Source organism: Sorangium sp. So ce204, assembly GCF_051526795.1.
Classification (GTDB): domain Bacteria; phylum Myxococcota_A; class Polyangia; order Polyangiales; family Polyangiaceae; genus Sorangium; species Sorangium cellulosum_B.
The window spans coordinates 11,891,007-11,906,991 of the sequence record NZ_CP150317.1 but is presented as its reverse complement, the minus strand read 5'-3'; the positions used below and the strand labels follow the sequence as shown (position 1 = coordinate 11,906,991).

Sequence of the window (15,985 nt, the reverse complement as noted above, 5' to 3'; positions counted from 1 at the left end):
CGTAAGCGCTGCACGAAGCGCCGTCGGCCCCAACCTCGGTCAGCTGGTGCAAGATGGGGGCAATGGAACCGACTCGGTCAGCCCGTCACGTGCTGCTCTTCCGCGGGAAGCGGGGGCGGGACGGTGATCGGCCCGAGGGCGAGCTTCAGCTCGTCGGCGACGAGCCGGGTGCGGATGCGCGCCCAGTACCTGGGGGCGAGCTCGAGGTAGCGGTCCCGCGGCCAGTAGGGCATCACGCGGATGACGTCGGCCAGGTAGGCCTCGGGGTCGAGGCCGTGCAGCTTGCAGCTGGCCACGAGCGAGAAGAGGTTGGCCGCGGCCGAGGCGTGGTCGTCGCTGCCGAAGAAGAGCCAGGACTTTCGCGCAACGGCGATGGATCGCAGCGCTCGCTCGCTGGCGTTGTTCTCCAGGCGCAGCCGACCGTCGTCGAGGAAGCGCCGCAAGGGCTGCTCTTGGTTGAGGGCGTAGCCGAGCGCAGTAGAGACGAGGCCGCGCTCGCGGGGACGCGCGTGCTCGGCCCTCGCCCACGCAAAGAACGCGTCGACCAAGGCGCGCACGACGGCGTCACGGCGCACCTTGCGCTGTGCGGGCGCAAGATCCGCGAGCTTGCGATCGACCGCAAAGATGGCGTTGATGCGACGCAGCCCCTCGACGCCGAGCTCGTGCTTGCAGACCGCCGCCTCCCAGAAGTTGGTACGGCAATGCGACCAGCATCCGACTTCGGTCGGGGGCGGACCGCGCTCCTCGTCGGCAGCAGCGCCTCTTGGTGGTGTGCCGCGGAAGAGGGCGTCATAGATGGCGTGAGCGTCGGCTTGAATGTACCGAGAGAAGCCGCGGAACATCTCGCAGACCGCAGCGCTGGTATGCTTGGGCTGGTACTCGAAGAAGACGTGATCCTTGTCCGCGAGGACGACGAAGAAGTGTCCCTTGCGGCACGGCCCGGGCTTCTTGTCCTTGCGCTCCTGGATGGGCCCAGGCTGGATGGAGACCCCGGTGGCGTCCGTGGACAGGCAGAAGGCGGTCTCGAAGGCTTCTTTGCGTGCGGCCTCGACGATGGCGCCCAGGGTCGCGCCCGCGTCTTCGGCGTAGCGGCACATCGTGCCGCGATCGAGCGACGCGCCCTGAAGCTCCAGCTGCTGCTCCAGTCGATAGAACGGGACACCGAGCAGGTACTTGCTGGTGAGGATGTGCGCAATGATGGACGGCGCGAGAAGCGACCTCCGGAACAGCTCCTTCGGAAGCGGCGTCGTGATGAAGACCGTGCAGGTCTCGCCCTTCGGCGCCGGCGGCGGCGCGTCGAGCGAGGGCGCGTCGAGCGCTGTGGAGGAAGCGCTCGGCTCGCCGGCCGCTGCCGTGCCCTCCGGGCTGACGCTCGCTGCGGGCGTCGGCGCCGGGACCTCTCTCGCGACGACCTGGAGCGGGGCAGCTTCCCCCTCGCCAGCGCTGCTCGCATCCGTGACGGACCGCTCGGCCTTGTACACGACGCGTGCGAGCACGATGCGGCGCATTCCGCCGCGCTCGTAGCCGAGTCGCGAGGTCTCCTCGACCCCGATGCGCGTCGCCGTCGCATCGAGCTCAGGACAGGAGAGCTCAATGCGGACGACGGGCAGGTCCGACTCGGACAGGTCGCGACGGCCCTTGCTGCCGGTCCTTCGTTTCGGCCCCTTGGGGTCGTCGTGCTGCCGCTCGTCGCCCGTCTTGCCCTCGGCGTCGTCGAGTGCCTTCTGGAGACGCTGGACCTCGAGGAACATCGACTCGAACGCGAGCTGCTCCGCGCTCACCTCGGCGCGCTCCGCTTTCGCCACGAACAGTCGACGTTGCAAAAGCTGGAGTTGCTCGAGCGCACGGGTGTAGGCGCGCCGAAGCTGCACGAGCGCATCGCGCGCTCCGACGAGCTCGCTCTTGGCCGCTGCGAGCTCCGCTTCGAGCTGCGCGATGCGCTGCTGCTCGGGCGTCGGCGTCGGCTTCGCGGCAGCGTCGTGCACGACGCCGCTCTACGTAAGCCGATCGTACTTGTCGAGTGAATTCGTGCGGCTCAGTGGACGCGGCGCGGTGCACGCCTTCGCGGTTTGGACGTCGGCGCGATCTCGATGCCGTCGAGCAGCGTCTCGAGCGTCGCGTCGTCCACCTCGACGTGCGTGGCGCCCTCGGTCGGGGGGTCGGGCAGCACGAACGCCCCGCGATCAAGGCGTTTTGAAAACAGGCAGAGTCCGCTGCCGTCGAAGAAGAGGATCTTAATGCTGGTCCGCCGCTTGCCGATGAACGCGAACAGCGCTCCGCAGCGCGCCTCATACCCCACACGCTCGCGAATCAGCCCCGAGAGCCGCTCGAAGCCGTAGCGCATGTCCACCGGCTCCAGCGCGACGAACACCTGCACGCCGGCCGGGATCATCGCGCGCCTCCGCCGAGGGCGCGGACCACGTCGGCCAGCAGCGCGGCGTCGAAGCCCGCTGCCACGCGCACGCGCGCGCCACCGACCTCGACGACGAGCTCCGAAGCGCTGCTCGTCACGGCGGGCGCCTTCGGCACCAGGCGCAGAAAGCGCGGGGGCTCGGCCCGTGACAGCCGGCTCGACCAGCCGTGCAGCGTCGAGGCCGCAAATCCGCGGCTCCGAGCGAACTCCTCCGCCGTTTCACCACTCTCGCGCCACGCCCGAACGCGCTCGGACCACATCACTTCGGTCGCCTTCGTCCTTGTCATGCACGCCATCATGAACTGGACAGCGCAGCCGGGGGGAGACGGCGCTTCGCGCAGCGCTTACAGAGCTGCTGCGCAGCCCAGGTGACCGGCAGGTCGCGCATCAGGTCGAACGAGGCATTGCCGGCCGCTGCCTCCCCGCCCGCAAGGAGCAGGAGGTCGCGCTCGGACCAGTGCTTCTTTCCTTCACCACCGTGCCCCCCGAGACAGGTGACGTTGATCGCACCGCCCTCGTGCACGTTGACGTAGCAGCACTTGGAGTCGTGCTCCTCGCTCGCGGGGCACGCCGCGTAGAGCGCCTTGCCCGGCTCGTCGGGGGCCGGGATGCCCACTTGGGCGAGGAACTCGCGGATCTGCTCGCGGTCAGCGGGCGAAGGGCTCCAGGCCCCCAGCTGGCGCTGGAGGCGTCGCGGGAACGGGACGGCCTGGACGACCGGCGCGAGCGCGACAGGGTTGGCGAGCTGCGCGGCGAAGTTCACCGCTACTACCCCCGACGTCGTGGTCTTGAGGCACTTCGGCAGCCGCTGCCCCTGCGAGGGGTTCCAGCTAGCTGGATCGCCGCCCTCGAGCGCGAGAGTGAGCCGGAGGGCGATCTGCTCGAAGACGGACACATCCGCCGCTGCCGCGAAGGCGTAGACGAGCTTGTAGCCGTTCAGGGTCGGGAAGTACGCCGTCGGCGTCGGGATGCCCGCGCGCTCGATCTCCGCGAGGACATCGGTGACTTGGACGTCGACGTCCACGACGGCGCCGTGGATCGCCTCCGGCCGCGCGCTCTTGCTCACCCGCCGCTGCACCCAGAACTGCGCGTCGTGCAGACCCGCAAGCACAGCCGCGTCGCCGACGTGGTTGAGCACCTCGGCGACGTGCCGGACCTGGACCTCCATGGGGAAGGCGATGTTGCTGTGCATGCAGGCGAACGAGACGACGATGGTCTGGACGGCCTCCTCGCTGCCGATGGCGAACGCGGACGAGACGCGGGCGATGATCTCCGCCAGCTCCTCGTCCTTACGATCGCGAGGCGGCGCGCTGCCGTCGTCGCCCGCGCCCAGCGCGGTGACCTCGGGCGTCGGACCCGGCGCAATCACGACGCACCTCCCGTCGGGGGCTCACCCTGCTTGCGGACCGGGTCTGTGATCGTCGCGATGATCTGTTCCTCCTCGAGCCCGAGGTGGAACGTCAGCCGCTTCAGCTCATCGCCATTGAGACGAATGTACCCGCGCTCCGCCCGGGAGAGACGGGAGCGCTCGATGTTTGCGCGCTGTCCGAGCTCATCGATCGAGAGACCGAGCTCGCGGCGGCGCGCACGAAGGATGTTTGTGGTGCCCATCAGCGCGTATCATGCGCAGCACCAGCAACACCGGCACTGGGGATAAAAATGGAGTCGTCCGCGCCGACGATTCTCCGCGTCGAGGATTTTTATCCCCCTGGACACCAGCTCATCGCTGGCGTTGGGGCCAGCGACCAGCCTTCCACTCCGCGACGATAGGCGGGTCAGCACCCGGATCGTCGGCGGGCGCGCTGAACATGCCGGAGCGGAGCGGCGAGACGCGCTCGCACAGCAGGGTGTCCTGCCATTCCTTCGGGATCGGCATCTCCTGCCGGACCCCCTTCATTCGCCGGACAATAGACTCCTGGTTGGTCTTGCCCTCGTACACGGAGGCGATGGCAGGAGCGACGTCAACATACGGACGGGCTCCATCCCGGAAGATACCCTCTTTCACGCCGAGCACGAGAAGGCTCTTCTGAACACGGTCTGACGGGCGGCCTCGGCCACGTGGAGGAGGCTCGTACCCCTCCGCAACAGGCCAGCCCGCTCCCGTGTCTATCAGGAGCCGACGGAGCCCTTCCCCCGAGGGCATGAGCGCCAGCGGAACGAGGGCCTCCTGGATGTGCCGCATCATCTCGGCTACCGCCTCGGCTTGGGCACGCCCGCTGACGGGCCAGAGCCGTCCTGCCAGGTCGGGATCGATGGGAACGGGTCCGAAATATGCAACTGTCGCCACAAAGCGGCCGAACTCCTCCTCATAGACATAGGTCCTGGCACATGCCTGGATACCGGGGACGTCGAGTTCACGCAGGAGCTGCTCGACGTCGGCATCGGGGTCCGTGGAGCCCATCAGGAGCAGGTCGCCCAAGACGCGCTCGAAGCGGTCGTGGGCGGGCAGCAAGAGGGGCAGGCGATCAGCCGGCCTCATCTTGGCAACGACGGTGGCGATGGTCTTCGAGTTCGGCTGCGCTTCCACGCCGAGGAGCCTAGCGCGGCTTTGGTGGTGGTGGTGCCCGGCCGTGGACCTGGCGGGCGAGCTCGGCAAGCTGCCATCCCCCGCAGCTCCCCCACGTCCCCCCGTGCTTCCACCCTTCGTAAGTATGCGAAATTATTCGATCCACCCCTCCACCCCGGGTTGTGCCTGACTCGGCACCGACCGGCGTTACGGGCTGCGAGGTCGGGGCAACCTGATGCAGCCGTACCAGCTGAGCGTGCAGGAGGAAAAGCTGGAGCTGACCCTGCTCGTCCACAGCAGGTGCCGGTACCAGGCAACGCCGGCCACCTCGTTCGGTCAGGAGGTCGAGGTGCGCATCGCCCTTCGGGCACCGGCCCTCCTCACCGGTCTCATTCCGGATGCCGGGCTCTGCCGGTGCCGGTGGTTGCTACGTTCAAGAACGAGGACGCCCAAGTCTTGCGCTGCTCCAGGTGAGTGTAGGCATCTGCGTGCCTGCGCGGGGATTGCTCGCGCTCCGGCTGCTGCACGAGCAAGGAGCACAGGCTCGCGTCCCTTCTGGTCGCCCCGAGCTGGTGCGCTTTCGAGCCGATGGGTCTCGAGATCGCGGTGGAGGGGTGGAAGCAGCGATTTCAGCTACTTAGGAGGGACGACTGGAGCGGGGGAGCCTGGTGGATAGGCGGGGGAAGCGCGAGGTTCGGCTCGCTCATCTGCCTCTCGGGCCCACCACCCAGGGGCTTTCCCCCCGCGCTGCCACCCCACGTCCCCCGCGTTCCCGCCACTCGCAAGCACTTGAAATCATTCGATCCACCGCTCCACCCCCGCCGTCGAGCTCACTCGTCGCGCAACCCCTGTCCGCGAACAACCCGACTGTACGCAGAAGCGTCCGTGCACCGCTGGATCGCGCTAACTGGAGTCTGCGGAATATGCAACAACCGGCTCTCATGCTTCCCCGAAGGTTTCCTGGTGTTCACAACAACGACGACGCACGCCTCCCGCTGGGCCTGGAAAGCTACCCGAGCATCTTGCGGCACCGCTCCAATCGGCGCTGCATACTTTCCTGCTCTGACGGGCTGGAGCGCGCGCGATAGCGCTCTGGTAATTCAAAGTAAGTCTCGATCCACTGCCGAGCCTCGTCCCATCGTTTGAGGCGTACCAGCGCGATGGAGAGTTTGTCGATCCAATAACCCACCTGGAGTTCCTGCACGTGGACCATCACCTTGCCGAGAGCGAGGAGTCGCTCAACATGGGCTTCAAAGACTTGGGCGGCAGCATTGGGATTGTCTTTGGACACACGGAGTGCTGCAAAGGCGGCCGCGCTCGAACTCTCCATCTCGGGGGTACCGAGAGCGTCAAGATCCGGCTTCCATGCAGCCGACTCTCGTGCAGCGTCAGAACTTTCTGGAAAATTACCGGACCGAAGCGCGTGGCGCAGATCCGCTAGCGGGCGTCGCACGAGGTCCAAGTAGTTCGTCGTCACACCGAGGCTGAACGGAGGCACTGCCATGCCACCGATCGAGATCGTCACTTCACCCTTCGCCAGTCGGCCGGCGTTCCTGTGCAGCTTGCCGACAAGCAGAAGACGCTCGCGGCGCTCCTCCTCGGGCTGCTCTGCAAGCAGCTGGACCGCATCGGCGACGTCGGACCCATAGCCCTCTCTGGAGCCGGGAAGCAACTTGCTGATGCTGCGCGCCTCACGTTCTATGCGGCCGAGGGGGACGGCGCCGGGGTGGAGCATCGCGGTGTCCAGGAGACTCTGCAGTCGAATGGACGCGTACTTCCGCACAAGATGCAGGGTGGGACGAGGCCCGTACGCCGAGAGGTACTCCGCCTGCTGGTCGTCAGAAAGGTCGGCGATGCGATGGATGAAGTACCCTGGCTCCGGCACGAGCCGTGCGCGCATCTGTTTGCTATGTGCCGTGACATCGGTCGGCAACGCCTGCAAGAAGCCGCCCGCAGCGACGAACTGTGCCAGAACCTCCTCGTACTGCAGGTCCTTGGAGCCAGCGCCGCTTAACTTCTCCGTTATTTTGGCGTAGCGCTTCGCGTCGATAATCCCGAGCCGGTACGCGTTCGCGGCCTGTACTGGGTGGTTGAGGACCACCTTCGGGCGCCGCTTGCCGACAACTGCTTCCTCCGCTTCCCGCACGACGCGGTCATAGAAGAGTCCTAGAGCGGTCGCAATACGCAGTCCGTCGTGAGCTACGGCGAGTGAAAATTCCGCCTCGGCGCGGCGCCCGGCGAGCGCGAAGCGAGTGGCGAGCTTCGTGGCTGGCTCGATGAGATCGATGCGCTGGTGCTCGTCCCGCGCGTAGCGGGACCGTTGCCACGGCTTGGACGTGATCCGCTCTAGCCAGCTGAACGCCTCGTCGAGCGCCCACTCGTCGAGCGCGACGGAGAAGAGCAACACGCCGATAGCGTATACGTAGTCTCGACAGGTGCGTATCGGTGCCCCCCTGCTGGATCCGTAAGCCTCGGGATCGTCGGATCCGCCGTCCAAGTGAGTTGCGAACTCGAGCAATGAATGGAAGATCTGGTACGCCGTGTTGATCGCGGTCATCGCGTCGTGCGACCCTCCGCAATCGGGGTGGTAACGCTTGGCTGCATCCCGATAGGCAGACTTCAACGACTCGTAGGAGAGCGGGTCTTGAAGCTGGAGCAGTGCAAACCCCTGAGGGTGGAGATTGCGCGCCTCTTCGAGCAGATCACCCCCGGCCAGACCGGAAACGGCCGTCGCCCTCGCAGTCGCGATCAGCTCGTCGATGAGCTGTTCGTTCTCTCCGTCGAGAGCCTGCTCTATAAACGTGGTGCAAACGTCGACGAGGGCGCTGTGGAAGTCCCGTCGTGACCCCACGTGCTTGAGGGCGTGGTAGTAGACCTCGTGCTCCTTCGTGGCGAAGTAGCTGGCGGTGGCCGGATTCGCAAGGAGGTTGATGCTGGACCTAGGATGTGTGACGATTGTTCGGACCACCGAGGGCTCTCCTCTGGCACAAGTGCGTCGTCGTCCCAGCTACGTCAGTACCGACCCTCGGCACGGTCGGGTTATCCTCGCAGACAGCCTACTCGATCGCCGCGTGCTGGCTCCGGCAGTCGAGGAGGGCGAACACCATCGTGCGAGGGACATAGAACGCGCCCATCCACAACCTCTCCGCTGCCGGCTCGAAGCAGGGTAGGTCGTCGATGGCACCCACGAGGGCGGAAAACGTCTTATACGGGCTATGCCGTGCTGCCGAGCAGGCTCGCACCATCACCAGTACCCTCGGTGATCTCACCGAAGGAAGAGCCCGCAATGTTGCCGGATGTAGTTGCCACCACTGCGTTGCGTAAATTTAACAACAAGCTGCACCCCCGAGGGCTCCGCCATGTCCACGGTCAACACGGAATCGTCCAATCTGACGCTAATGTTAAAATTTTTGAGATTGTTAGCGGCGCACTGCGCTTCCGCTGGGAGGTTAAATCGGAATCGTGCAGACAAAGGCGGACCGTTGATGTTGTCATCAATAATCCAGTACTCCACGAGTTCGGGATACTCTAACGCTACCTCTTTCTGGGATTCAAGCCAATCATCAAGGGCGCTTCCGTTCGCGGAACCTCTGGCCTGAAACCGACCAAGCGCAATTGCGGCGATGCGATCTTCACCGAAGTACCGAAGCACTTCGCCTCCCGGCACGATTCGGCTCTCGGGAACTAAGCCAAATCCATTTCCGGTGACTGCCTGCGCAGCAGGATTAGGGTAGAACGCGAACAACTCCCACGCTACGTTAGCGATGGCACGTCAATACGTGCGGACAAGCTGCGCAGTCTCACGGCGAACTCGCGCATCAGCATGAGGGTTAGTCTGCAGAACCAGCGCTAGTACTTCTGCGGCATGGCTCTCGTCGATGTCCCAATTTGCGTCGTGCGCGGGAACCCACACCGACCGATCGATCGCAGCAAGGTGCCGTTCGGCATACTCGCCTGCGTAGAAGACATGGGCCTTAGCTTCAGCGAGATCGATTTCATCTCGGTTTAGTGGGTCCACGTCCCACCAATCAGTGAAGCCCCCGACACTTCTGTCGGTCGTTGTGCCACGCGTCAGCAACGTTTTCACCAACAAGAAGCGTTGGGCTACGGCAAGGACCGCGTGCGCGGCCTCGTGGTACGCCACGCGTTTACGCTGGATCTCGTCCAGGAGGGCCATAATCTGAAGTTACTTGGACCACGGCGTGTGGGCAACCATTTCAACCGGAGATGTGCGTCCCCCGTCGGACCCGAGGATGATCGGGCCCGACGGGAGCGCGGAGCAGTAGAGCGCCAGCCGCTGATGGCGGCACTCGACGGACTCACGCCACGACCCGATGAAGCCGCCGCCCTTGCAGAGGGCGTGGGTCAGGATCAAGGACATGCTCACGCGCGGGTTGAACCAGACGACGCGCCCGTCGCCATCCCCCCAGAGTCTTCCGCTGTACTCGCAGGCGTACATTATGGTGTTGTCGAACGTGTCGAACTCGATCACCCTAGCTCCCTCGATTATCGCGCTGCCTACGGGCGGGTAGGACGCGCTCGCTCTGCCGCAGCGCCCTCGAGCGAGTCGAGCTCGACCAACGCCATGGTGATGTACCAGTGCGCCCGGCAGCCCTTGCAGAGACGAGCGGTGTCGTATGCCCAGGGCGGGCGCAGGTTCTTCCAAAATTTCCGCGCCTGCTCTTTCCTGATGCACGAGACCGGCCCGGTGCACCGGAGCGCCTCGGACTTGTTCGTGCGGTCGGCGAGCTGCCGCACCCGCTCCGCCAAGGTGGCGAGTTCCTTCGCGCGTGCTCTCGGCGTGTCATCGCGCACCTCCCGAGGCCCGCTCGTCGGTCCGGTTGGCCGGGGTGTTCGCCCTGAGCCACTTTATCCGCAGGCCGCAGCCGGCGATGCCGCGCATGGGCTCCTCCGGCCGTGGCAGGTTGTGCCAGTGCGCTCCGTGCGCGAGCGCGCCGGTATACAGCATACCGGCAAGGACCACGAGCCGAGGCGGCAGCTTGAACGACGGCAGGAACTGCCCGACCGGGCGCACGCCCCAGTCCTCGCGCTCGCGCTTGTTGTACAGGCGCAGGCTCCGTTCATACGGCCGGTCACCGCCTTCGTTGCGACCGCGCCGTAGAACGCGGGCACGATGAGCACCGCATCGCAGGTCCTCTCGGCGTAGTCGTACGCGGCCCGGAAGAGCGCCGACGTGTAGAGCTCGCGCGCAGGCGCCGAGTGCTGCAGGTGCCGCTTTGAAGGGGCTCTTGCGGCGCGCCCGCCGGCGCGACACGATCGCCCTGGCGTCATGACCGCGCGCTCGTTCGCCGACCTCCGTGCGACTTCGCCCGACGGCGGGCTCTGCCTCGAGGCGCTCTCGGCCGACAACGGCAACGAGCTGGTTCGCGACGGCGCCCTCGTGAAGGGGTCGTCGTATCGGATATTTCAAAAGAACTTTCGCTACCGGTTGATGGACGCGCGAAACCAGGCCCCCCTGTGGCAACACTGGCAGGACCGAAGCGAAGGGTCGCCCGTGGCGGCGTGGGTTTCGAACGATGGCTACGTCGTGGTGCACGCCCACCCCCTCTCGGTGACCGACCAGCTCTTGTTCTTTACCCGGGCCGGCGAGAAGGCCCTCGTCGTCGTCATCGCGCCCGAGGGCGCCGACCCCGGCATCGTGCCCGAACGCGCTCCGAAGCGAAGACGAGACCGGCGACACGGGCCGCGCCCGCGCGTGGTGCTCTGGGCCGACCGCCACGTGTGCGTCTCGACCGCCGGCCCCATCTGGAGCCAAGGCTCGCTCATGACCTTCGTCCGCGACGGCGACGCGACGTATTTTTCGCTGCGGGCGGGCTGGGGCCGACGCCTTATCGTCGACCTCGGGGCGATGGCCCCGCTCGACGAGGGGGCCGCGAAGGGGGTCGAGGCCGCGATCGAGGCCGTCGAGACCGAGCGCGCCCTCGGCGTGCTCTCCGAGTTCGTCGCCCAGGCCGAGCCCGAGGCATCTGACTGGCGGCGCTGGCGAGATGTCGAAGGCGCTCTCGCCGTCGTCATCGCGCGGCGCCCGCCCGACGCGGTGCCGCTGCTTCGCCGGGTCGAGGCCCGCCGCGGGCGCTCGTCCTCGTCGGCGTCGGCCGTGCTCGGCAAGGGCTCGCACTGCACGCATCGCTCGTCGACACGCTCGCTGGCGCGGCTCGCGCTACGGGCGTTGGGACAAGAGCCGGCCGCGGGGGGCAACTACGCGTTCGTAAGATCAGACGCGAGCTTCCCCCGCGAGGGCGACGCCGAAGTGCCGACGGCCGCGCCCGCCGCGGCGTGGCGCGTCGCGAGGGCCACGCCGTCGGGCGCGAGCGCCCTCGACGTGCTCGCGACGGCCGGGCCGCCCGACTTCATTCACAAGGTGTCGCGCCAGGTCGATCGGTATTATGCCTCGTCTGAACTTTGGGACTATGACGGCCCCGAGAGCACCACGCGCATTGTCTGGTCCATTCCCGAGACGTCGAAGCGTAGCGTGACCGAGCAGCCGCGGCAGGTGGTTCGGGTTGTCGACGGGCCGCCCGTCTGGCAAGGCGACGAACGCTTGTTGGTGATTCTCGGCTTCCAAACGTAGCGGCCGGGCGCCCTCGGTCAGGGCAAGGCGGCGCGGTGGGCGCCATGATTGCCGTCCTGCGGCAAGGGGCCAGGGCGGCGGGTCGGCTCGAGCTCGGCGTCGATGACACGGCACCGGGTTCACCGGTGCCCGCACGCTCGCGCGAACGGTCGTGCCTTGAAGCACGCGGCTCGCGGCGTAGCCGGCGAAGAAGAGGTCCAGAGAGCAGGCATTCGGTAGTTCGCGGCGTTTTTCAGTGGCCGCAGAACGCGCGCCCGGCACCGCCACCGCCCCGCCGGGCGAGCCAGGCGCCGCGCGCAAAGGGCACGGGACCAGGTCGCGGTTGGATTACCGGCTCATGAGTCGTTTCGGGTGAAGTCGCCTGACGCACGTGAGTAAAACAAGCCCGATCGCTCCGTGACGAGGTGTGGCGCGACAAACGGATTGGGCAGCATCGCGGGCATCGGATGGCGAGGGTCTTGGGGTTCCAAGGCGCCTTCGGGCGCAGCGCCGAGCGCATCAAGCGGCGGATGGCCAGGCAATGGGCACACGTCGCCCTGGGCAGGCCGTCGTGATGCCTGCGGTGCCCGTGCATGTGGCTATGCGGTGTCCCCGAGCGCCTTGCGGCGCAGCTTCTTCTCTGTCATGGACGTCTCCCTCTGTGCGCCGTCGCAGCTCGCGAGCGCGTGCGCTCGAGAGCAAGCTCCCGGGCGCACGGGTTTACGGATGGCGGGCGGTCAGAAGACGGCGGGCCCGGCGCCGCGCTTCGGCAGGGCTTCGGCGCTGAGGATGTGCCGATCGGCGACTTCTTCTTCGGTCACTTTGACGATCCGGACGGTGCTGTAGCCCTCGATCTTCCCGCGGCGGACGATGACGCGCTCGCCCGCTTCCGTGATGAGGTGCACCGTGCCGCCCGGCGCCGTCTCGATGCGGACGACGCGCAGCACCTTCATCGCGGCCCCCGAGACGAAGAGCGCCGGCCTCGTCGCTTCTGCTCGCGCAGGCGCCGGCCGACCATCTTCGCGATCGCCTCGGCGCCCGCGTTGTCGATGGCCTGGACGAGCACGTCCTTCTCCAGCCGGGCGACGGAGATGCCGAGGAACAGCACCCCGTCCATCCGTCGAGCCTCTCGGACGAGCTTCACCACGGCGACGTCACCCCGCACATGCGCCAGGTTGACGAAGACAGTTCCATCCGATCCCACGGCGAACGGCGCCTGCGCGACCTTCCGGTTCACGAGGACGGTCCCGCGCCCGTGTTCGGGGACTTCTGCGACACGGCCTGCGCGAGCGACAGGAAGAAGTCCACGACCTCATGGAGCTGAGGGAAGGGCGGCGGGCCGATCTCCTCGAACGGGTCCGGGATGTCGAGGACGCGCCCGTCCGGGCCCCCGAGCATCTGCGCGTCGATCCAGTGATCCGTCTCGGCGAGCGGTACCACCCAGTAGCCGACGAGGTCGAGGTCAGCCAGCGGGTTCTGGTAGGACTTCATCATCCTGATCGCGAACTGGTGGTAGTAGCCCCACTGCGGGTCCGCGGCTGTGCAACCCCGAAGGAGCCTCCGGGTGAGGCGACGGCGGACGCGATCCAGGACGGGTGGGGTTACGATCTTGTTCTTCGCGAGTCTCAGCATTCGATCCTTCAATGAAGAAGACGGCGCGCGGGAGTGCCCGCACGCCGCCTCGCGTTCTTGTTGCTCACCAAGCCGAGGTGAGCTGCGGTGCTGTTGCGGTCCAGTTCCCTCTGGACGCCGACAGGCTCGGCGCATCAGGCCGGGGGCGTGGCCGCGGTTCCCCGAGGCGGGAGCAGCACTGCGTGTACGGCCTCGGCGATGTGCGGGGCGCGAACGCTGTCGCTCCCGTCGAGGTCCGCGATGGTGCGTGCGACCCGGAGCACGCGGCTGTAAGCCGCCGCGGAGAGGCTCAGCTGCTCGGTGGCCTCGGCGAGGACACGAGCCCCGGCCGCGTCCGGTGTCGCGACCTGATCGAGCTCCCGGGGGGAGAGCTGGGCGTTGCTCCGGTCTGTCGCGCCCGCTCGTGTTCGCTCCTCCTGCGCAGCGCGAGCCGCGATGACGCGCTTCTGCACCTCGCACGAGGGCTCGTCCTTCGATCTGCTCTGGAGCGCGGCGACGTCAACCGGCGGGAGCGCCACCTGGACATCGAAGCGGTCGAAGAGCGGATCGCTCAGCCTCGCCCGGTAGGCGCGCAGGCGCTCCGGGGAGCAGACGCAGCGTCGTGCGTAGTCCCCCGCGAACCCGCAGGGGCACGGGTTGATGGCGGCAACGATGAGCGACTGCGCCGGGAAGGTCGTGCGCGTGCGCCCCCGGGCGAGGGTGACGCGACCCTCGGCCAGCGGCTGCCGCAGGGCCTCCAAGACGCTGCTCCGGAACTCGAGCAGCTCATCGAGGAAGAGCACCCCGTGGTGGGCCAGGGAGACCTCGCCGGGCCGCACCGGCTCACCCCCACCCACGAGGCCAGCTCCGCTCACCGTGTGATGGGGCGCGCGGAAGGGACGCGCCCCTATCAAGTCCACCTCCGGCATGAGCAGCCCGGCCACCGAGTAGACGGAGGTGACCTGGGTCGCCTCCTCGAATGAGAGGGGTGGCAAGATCCCCGGCATTCGCCGTGCGAGCATCGTCTTCCCGGACCCGGGCGGGCCCATGAGCAGGAGGTGATGTCCGCCCGCCGCGGCGATCTCCAGCGCCCGCCGCGCGGCATCCATCCCACGAAGGTCGCCCAGGTCCGGCGCTGCCGCCGGGGGCACGACCGGGAAGGGCGGTGGCTCCCCCGCGCTCTCCAGGGGGGCGCCCCCGCGTACGTAACGCGCGAACTCGTCCAGGTTGTTGGCCACGAGCACTTGGATCCCGGGCACGCTCGCCGCCTCCCGGGCGTTCGCCCTGGGGACGATCGCCCGGGTGATGCCGTGGGCGATGGCCCCGCGCAGGCTCGGGAGAACGCCGCGCACGGGCCGGATCGTGCCGCTGAACGAGAGCTCGCCGAGGATCACCGTGTCCCTCAACGACGCCGTGGATATCTGTTCCAGCGCGGCGAGAACGGTGAGGGCCATCGGCACGTCGAACGTCCCGCTCCGCGCGACCTCCTCCGGCGCGATACGGACGGAGATCCCGTGCTGGTGGAGATCCACGTTGAGCTGCTGCAGGGCGGCGCGCACCCGGATGCGGGCCTCCCTCTGGCGCGCTTCGCTGAGGCCGATGATCTCGAAAGCCGCTGGCGGATGTGTGATCGTGGCCTCAACGCGAACGAGATGCGCGTCGAGACCGGTCAGTGACACCGAGACCGCGCCGGCGCGCGGCGCGTTCTTGTACTGCTTCATGTCATGACTCCGAAAAAGCCAAAGCGGCGCACGGAAGGTCCCGCACACCGCCCTCGGCTGCTGCTCTGGTTGTGGTTTATGGGTCAGGAATCGACGTGCGTCTGCTCGGCACCGTGGAGCCGTCTTCGAAGGCTACGGCGCCGACGAGATCCGCTACGACGACGGCCAGATTGCCTCCGAGATAGCCGCCCCACGCAGGCCGGCGACGGCCGTGGCGGCGCCCTTCTTCATCGCGTCCGCAGTGAGCACGCGGATGACGTAGGGGACAGCAGCGTCAGGGTTCTGAAGGCCGGAAGTGGGCACGTTGGACATGAGGACTCTCATGCGCCCGAGCGGGCGCGGCGAAACAAGGGTCGGGATGAATGCAAGACAGAGCGCGGGCTTATGGATCAGCCCGCGAAGCGACCGGGGTCAGCCCATGCAGGCGAGGATCACCTGCGCAATCATCGTCAGAACGGCTGCCACAATGCGTAGCGCCTTGATGAAGAACTTGGTATTGTTCATGCGTGCAGTACCTCCGTGAAGGAGCTCTCCTTCACAACTCTTATTCCTGCGCTTCGCGGCTCATTGCCTCACCGTGACGAGAAGCGCGACGGTCGCGCCCTTCGCATGATGACAACGCGAACTGGTCCAGTGCGAGTTACCAGGGCAGGGATCGGCCACTCTTCCTGCTGGGTGCGAGGCGAGCCGCGCGGTTGGCTGGGCCCGGAGGGCGGAGAGCGCGCACGGTGTGCAGCTGATGCAGGACGGGCGGCGAGCAAAGTGCCGGCGCGGCGAGCGCCGCGGATTTATCCTGTCACCATCATGATCCGTCTGAGCCGTGAAAGTCTCTTCCGTGCGGACGTCGCCGCGTTGGAGCGGCTCGCCAGGTGGCTCGGTTTGCCGGAGCCACGGCGCTGGCGTACGGAGCGCGAGCGCAAGGCGAAGATCGTCGAGTCGATCGAGCGGCACGAGAAGCGGCTCGCGAAGGTGGACGGGGCCGGGCCACGGGGCACGGGACGCAGCCGGTAGCTCCTCCAGCCTGACGACGTGCGCCCAGCCGGTCCGGTCGTGGTATCGCGCTCTCGTGCTGCGAGCCGCCTCTCGTCGTACACGAAGCCGAGGTGCCGAGGAGAACGCGTCATCTCGAGCGCCGCCCTGTCGCTCATGCCGTCTTGTGCGCA

Annotated in this window: 19 protein-coding genes and 1 pseudogene; 1 reads left to right on the top strand and 19 read right to left on the bottom strand. The window is 67.2% G+C overall.

Annotated elements, in window-relative coordinates; genetic code table 11:
* Positions 1-77: 77 nt before the first annotated feature.
* The 14 genes and pseudogenes from tnpC to WMF22_RS44910 all read right to left on the bottom strand — a co-directional run.
* Entirely contained in the window at positions 78-1,985 is a 1,908-nt protein-coding gene (gene tnpC, locus WMF22_RS44975; RefSeq protein ID WP_438032769.1) for an IS66 family transposase, read from the bottom strand.
* Positions 1,986-2,035: 50 nt separating this feature from the next.
* Positions 2,036-2,392, bottom strand: coding sequence for an IS66 family insertion sequence element accessory protein TnpB (gene tnpB, locus WMF22_RS44970; protein WP_437591334.1), 357 nt, complete (start codon positions 2,390-2,392; stop codon positions 2,036-2,038).
* On the bottom strand, positions 2,389-2,700 hold the full coding sequence (tnpA, locus tag WMF22_RS44965; RefSeq protein ID WP_438032768.1) for an IS66 family insertion sequence element accessory protein TnpA: 312 nt from the start codon (positions 2,698-2,700) through the stop codon (positions 2,389-2,391). Before tnpA ends, tnpB begins: the two co-directional genes overlap by 4 nt.
* Positions 2,701-2,708: 8 nt before the next feature.
* Positions 2,709-3,782, bottom strand: coding sequence for a hypothetical protein (locus WMF22_RS44960; protein ID WP_438033714.1), 1,074 nt, complete (start codon positions 3,780-3,782; stop codon positions 2,709-2,711).
* Positions 3,779-4,024 carry a helix-turn-helix domain-containing protein gene (locus WMF22_RS44955; RefSeq protein ID WP_438033713.1) on the bottom strand — a complete coding sequence of 82 codons (246 nt, stop codon included), beginning with the start codon at positions 4,022-4,024 and terminating at the stop codon, positions 3,779-3,781. The genes WMF22_RS44960 and WMF22_RS44955 overlap by 4 nt, the downstream gene beginning before the upstream one ends.
* Positions 4,025-4,133: 109 nt before the next feature.
* Positions 4,134-4,940, bottom strand: coding sequence for a hypothetical protein (locus tag WMF22_RS44950; RefSeq protein ID WP_438033712.1), 807 nt, complete (start codon positions 4,938-4,940; stop codon positions 4,134-4,136).
* A gap of 988 nt (positions 4,941-5,928) precedes the next feature.
* Positions 5,929-7,887, bottom strand: a complete 1,959-nt coding sequence (locus tag WMF22_RS44945) for a J domain-containing protein (protein ID WP_438033711.1) — start codon at positions 7,885-7,887, stop codon at positions 5,929-5,931.
* Positions 7,888-7,975: 88 nt separating this feature from the next.
* Entirely contained in the window at positions 7,976-8,107 is a 132-nt protein-coding gene (locus WMF22_RS44940) for a hypothetical protein (RefSeq protein WP_438033710.1), read from the bottom strand.
* Positions 8,108-8,184: 77 nt separating this feature from the next.
* A complete protein-coding gene (locus WMF22_RS44935) occupies positions 8,185-8,664 on the bottom strand; it encodes a DUF2934 domain-containing protein (RefSeq protein WP_438033709.1) in 480 nt (159 codons plus the stop codon).
* 27 nt (positions 8,665-8,691) lie between these two features.
* Entirely contained in the window at positions 8,692-9,096 is a 405-nt protein-coding gene (locus WMF22_RS44930; protein ID WP_438033708.1) for a hypothetical protein, read from the bottom strand.
* A 9-nt stretch (positions 9,097-9,105) separates the two neighbouring features.
* Positions 9,106-9,411 carry a hypothetical protein gene (locus tag WMF22_RS44925; RefSeq protein ID WP_438033707.1) on the bottom strand — a complete coding sequence of 102 codons (306 nt, stop codon included), beginning with the start codon at positions 9,409-9,411 and terminating at the stop codon, positions 9,106-9,108.
* 26 nt (positions 9,412-9,437) lie between these two features.
* Positions 9,438-9,689: a hypothetical protein gene (locus WMF22_RS44920; RefSeq protein ID WP_438033706.1), complete on the bottom strand. Its 252-nt coding sequence runs from the start codon at positions 9,687-9,689 to the stop codon at positions 9,438-9,440.
* A 34-nt stretch (positions 9,690-9,723) separates the two neighbouring features.
* Positions 9,724-9,954, bottom strand: coding sequence for a hypothetical protein (locus tag WMF22_RS44915; RefSeq protein ID WP_438037353.1), 231 nt, complete (start codon positions 9,952-9,954; stop codon positions 9,724-9,726).
* A gap of 68 nt (positions 9,955-10,022) precedes the next feature.
* Positions 10,023-10,211: pseudogene (locus WMF22_RS44910) on the bottom strand (DUF6884 domain-containing protein); the annotation flags it as partial.
* Here WMF22_RS44910 and WMF22_RS44905 point away from each other — a divergent pair.
* A complete protein-coding gene (locus WMF22_RS44905) occupies positions 10,210-11,511 on the top strand; it encodes a hypothetical protein (protein WP_438033705.1) in 1,302 nt (433 codons plus the stop codon). The pseudogene WMF22_RS44910 and the gene WMF22_RS44905 sit on opposite strands and share 2 nt — an antisense overlap.
* Before the next feature lie 716 nt (positions 11,512-12,227).
* Here WMF22_RS44905 and WMF22_RS44900 read toward each other — a convergent pair.
* The 5 genes from WMF22_RS44900 to WMF22_RS44880 all read right to left on the bottom strand — a co-directional run bounded on the left by WMF22_RS44900 (position 12,228) and on the right by WMF22_RS44880 (position 15,134).
* Positions 12,228-12,443 (bottom strand): hypothetical protein, encoded by a 216-nt coding sequence (locus WMF22_RS44900; protein WP_438033704.1) that lies wholly within the window; start codon positions 12,441-12,443, stop codon positions 12,228-12,230.
* Positions 12,440-12,727: a hypothetical protein gene (locus WMF22_RS44895; RefSeq protein WP_438033703.1), complete on the bottom strand. Its 288-nt coding sequence runs from the start codon at positions 12,725-12,727 to the stop codon at positions 12,440-12,442. The genes WMF22_RS44900 and WMF22_RS44895 overlap by 4 nt, the downstream gene beginning before the upstream one ends.
* On the bottom strand, positions 12,724-13,122 hold the full coding sequence (locus WMF22_RS44890; RefSeq protein ID WP_438033702.1) for a hypothetical protein: 399 nt from the start codon (positions 13,120-13,122) through the stop codon (positions 12,724-12,726). Before WMF22_RS44890 ends, WMF22_RS44895 begins: the two co-directional genes overlap by 4 nt.
* Before the next feature lie 134 nt (positions 13,123-13,256).
* The gene (locus tag WMF22_RS44885; RefSeq protein ID WP_438033701.1) at positions 13,257-14,822 is read right to left on the bottom strand and encodes a YifB family Mg chelatase-like AAA ATPase; all 1,566 of its coding nucleotides are present in this window, start codon (positions 14,820-14,822) and stop codon (positions 13,257-13,259) included.
* A gap of 153 nt (positions 14,823-14,975) precedes the next feature.
* The gene (locus tag WMF22_RS44880) at positions 14,976-15,134 is read right to left on the bottom strand and encodes a hypothetical protein (RefSeq protein WP_438033700.1); all 159 of its coding nucleotides are present in this window, start codon (positions 15,132-15,134) and stop codon (positions 14,976-14,978) included.
* Between the last annotated feature and the right edge of the window lie 851 nt (positions 15,135-15,985).

What these genes read in the sequence shown, in the direction of transcription:
- tnpB (WP_437591334.1), bottom strand. Translation starts at nt 2,392, where the DNA reads ATGATCCCGGCCGGCGTGCAGGTGTTCGTCGCGCTGGAGCCGGTGGAC.
- tnpA (WP_438032768.1), bottom strand. Translation starts at nt 2,700, where the DNA reads ATGACAAGGACGAAGGCGACCGAAGTGATGTGGTCCGAGCGCGTTCGG.
- WMF22_RS44955 (WP_438033713.1), bottom strand. Translation starts at nt 4,024, where the DNA reads ATGGGCACCACAAACATCCTTCGTGCGCGCCGCCGCGAGCTCGGTCTC.
- WMF22_RS44930 (WP_438033708.1), bottom strand. Translation starts at nt 9,096, where the DNA reads ATGGCCCTCCTGGACGAGATCCAGCGTAAACGCGTGGCGTACCACGAG.
- WMF22_RS44905 (WP_438033705.1), top strand. Translation starts at nt 10,210, where the DNA reads ATGACCGCGCGCTCGTTCGCCGACCTCCGTGCGACTTCGCCCGACGGC.
- WMF22_RS44900 (WP_438033704.1), bottom strand. Translation starts at nt 12,443, where the DNA reads ATGAAGGTGCTGCGCGTCGTCCGCATCGAGACGGCGCCGGGCGGCACG.
- WMF22_RS44890 (WP_438033702.1), bottom strand. Translation starts at nt 13,122, where the DNA reads ATGCTGAGACTCGCGAAGAACAAGATCGTAACCCCACCCGTCCTGGAT.
- WMF22_RS44885 (WP_438033701.1), bottom strand. Translation starts at nt 14,822, where the DNA reads ATGAAGCAGTACAAGAACGCGCCGCGCGCCGGCGCGGTCTCGGTGTCA.
- WMF22_RS44880 (WP_438033700.1), bottom strand. Translation starts at nt 15,134, where the DNA reads ATGTCCAACGTGCCCACTTCCGGCCTTCAGAACCCTGACGCTGCTGTC.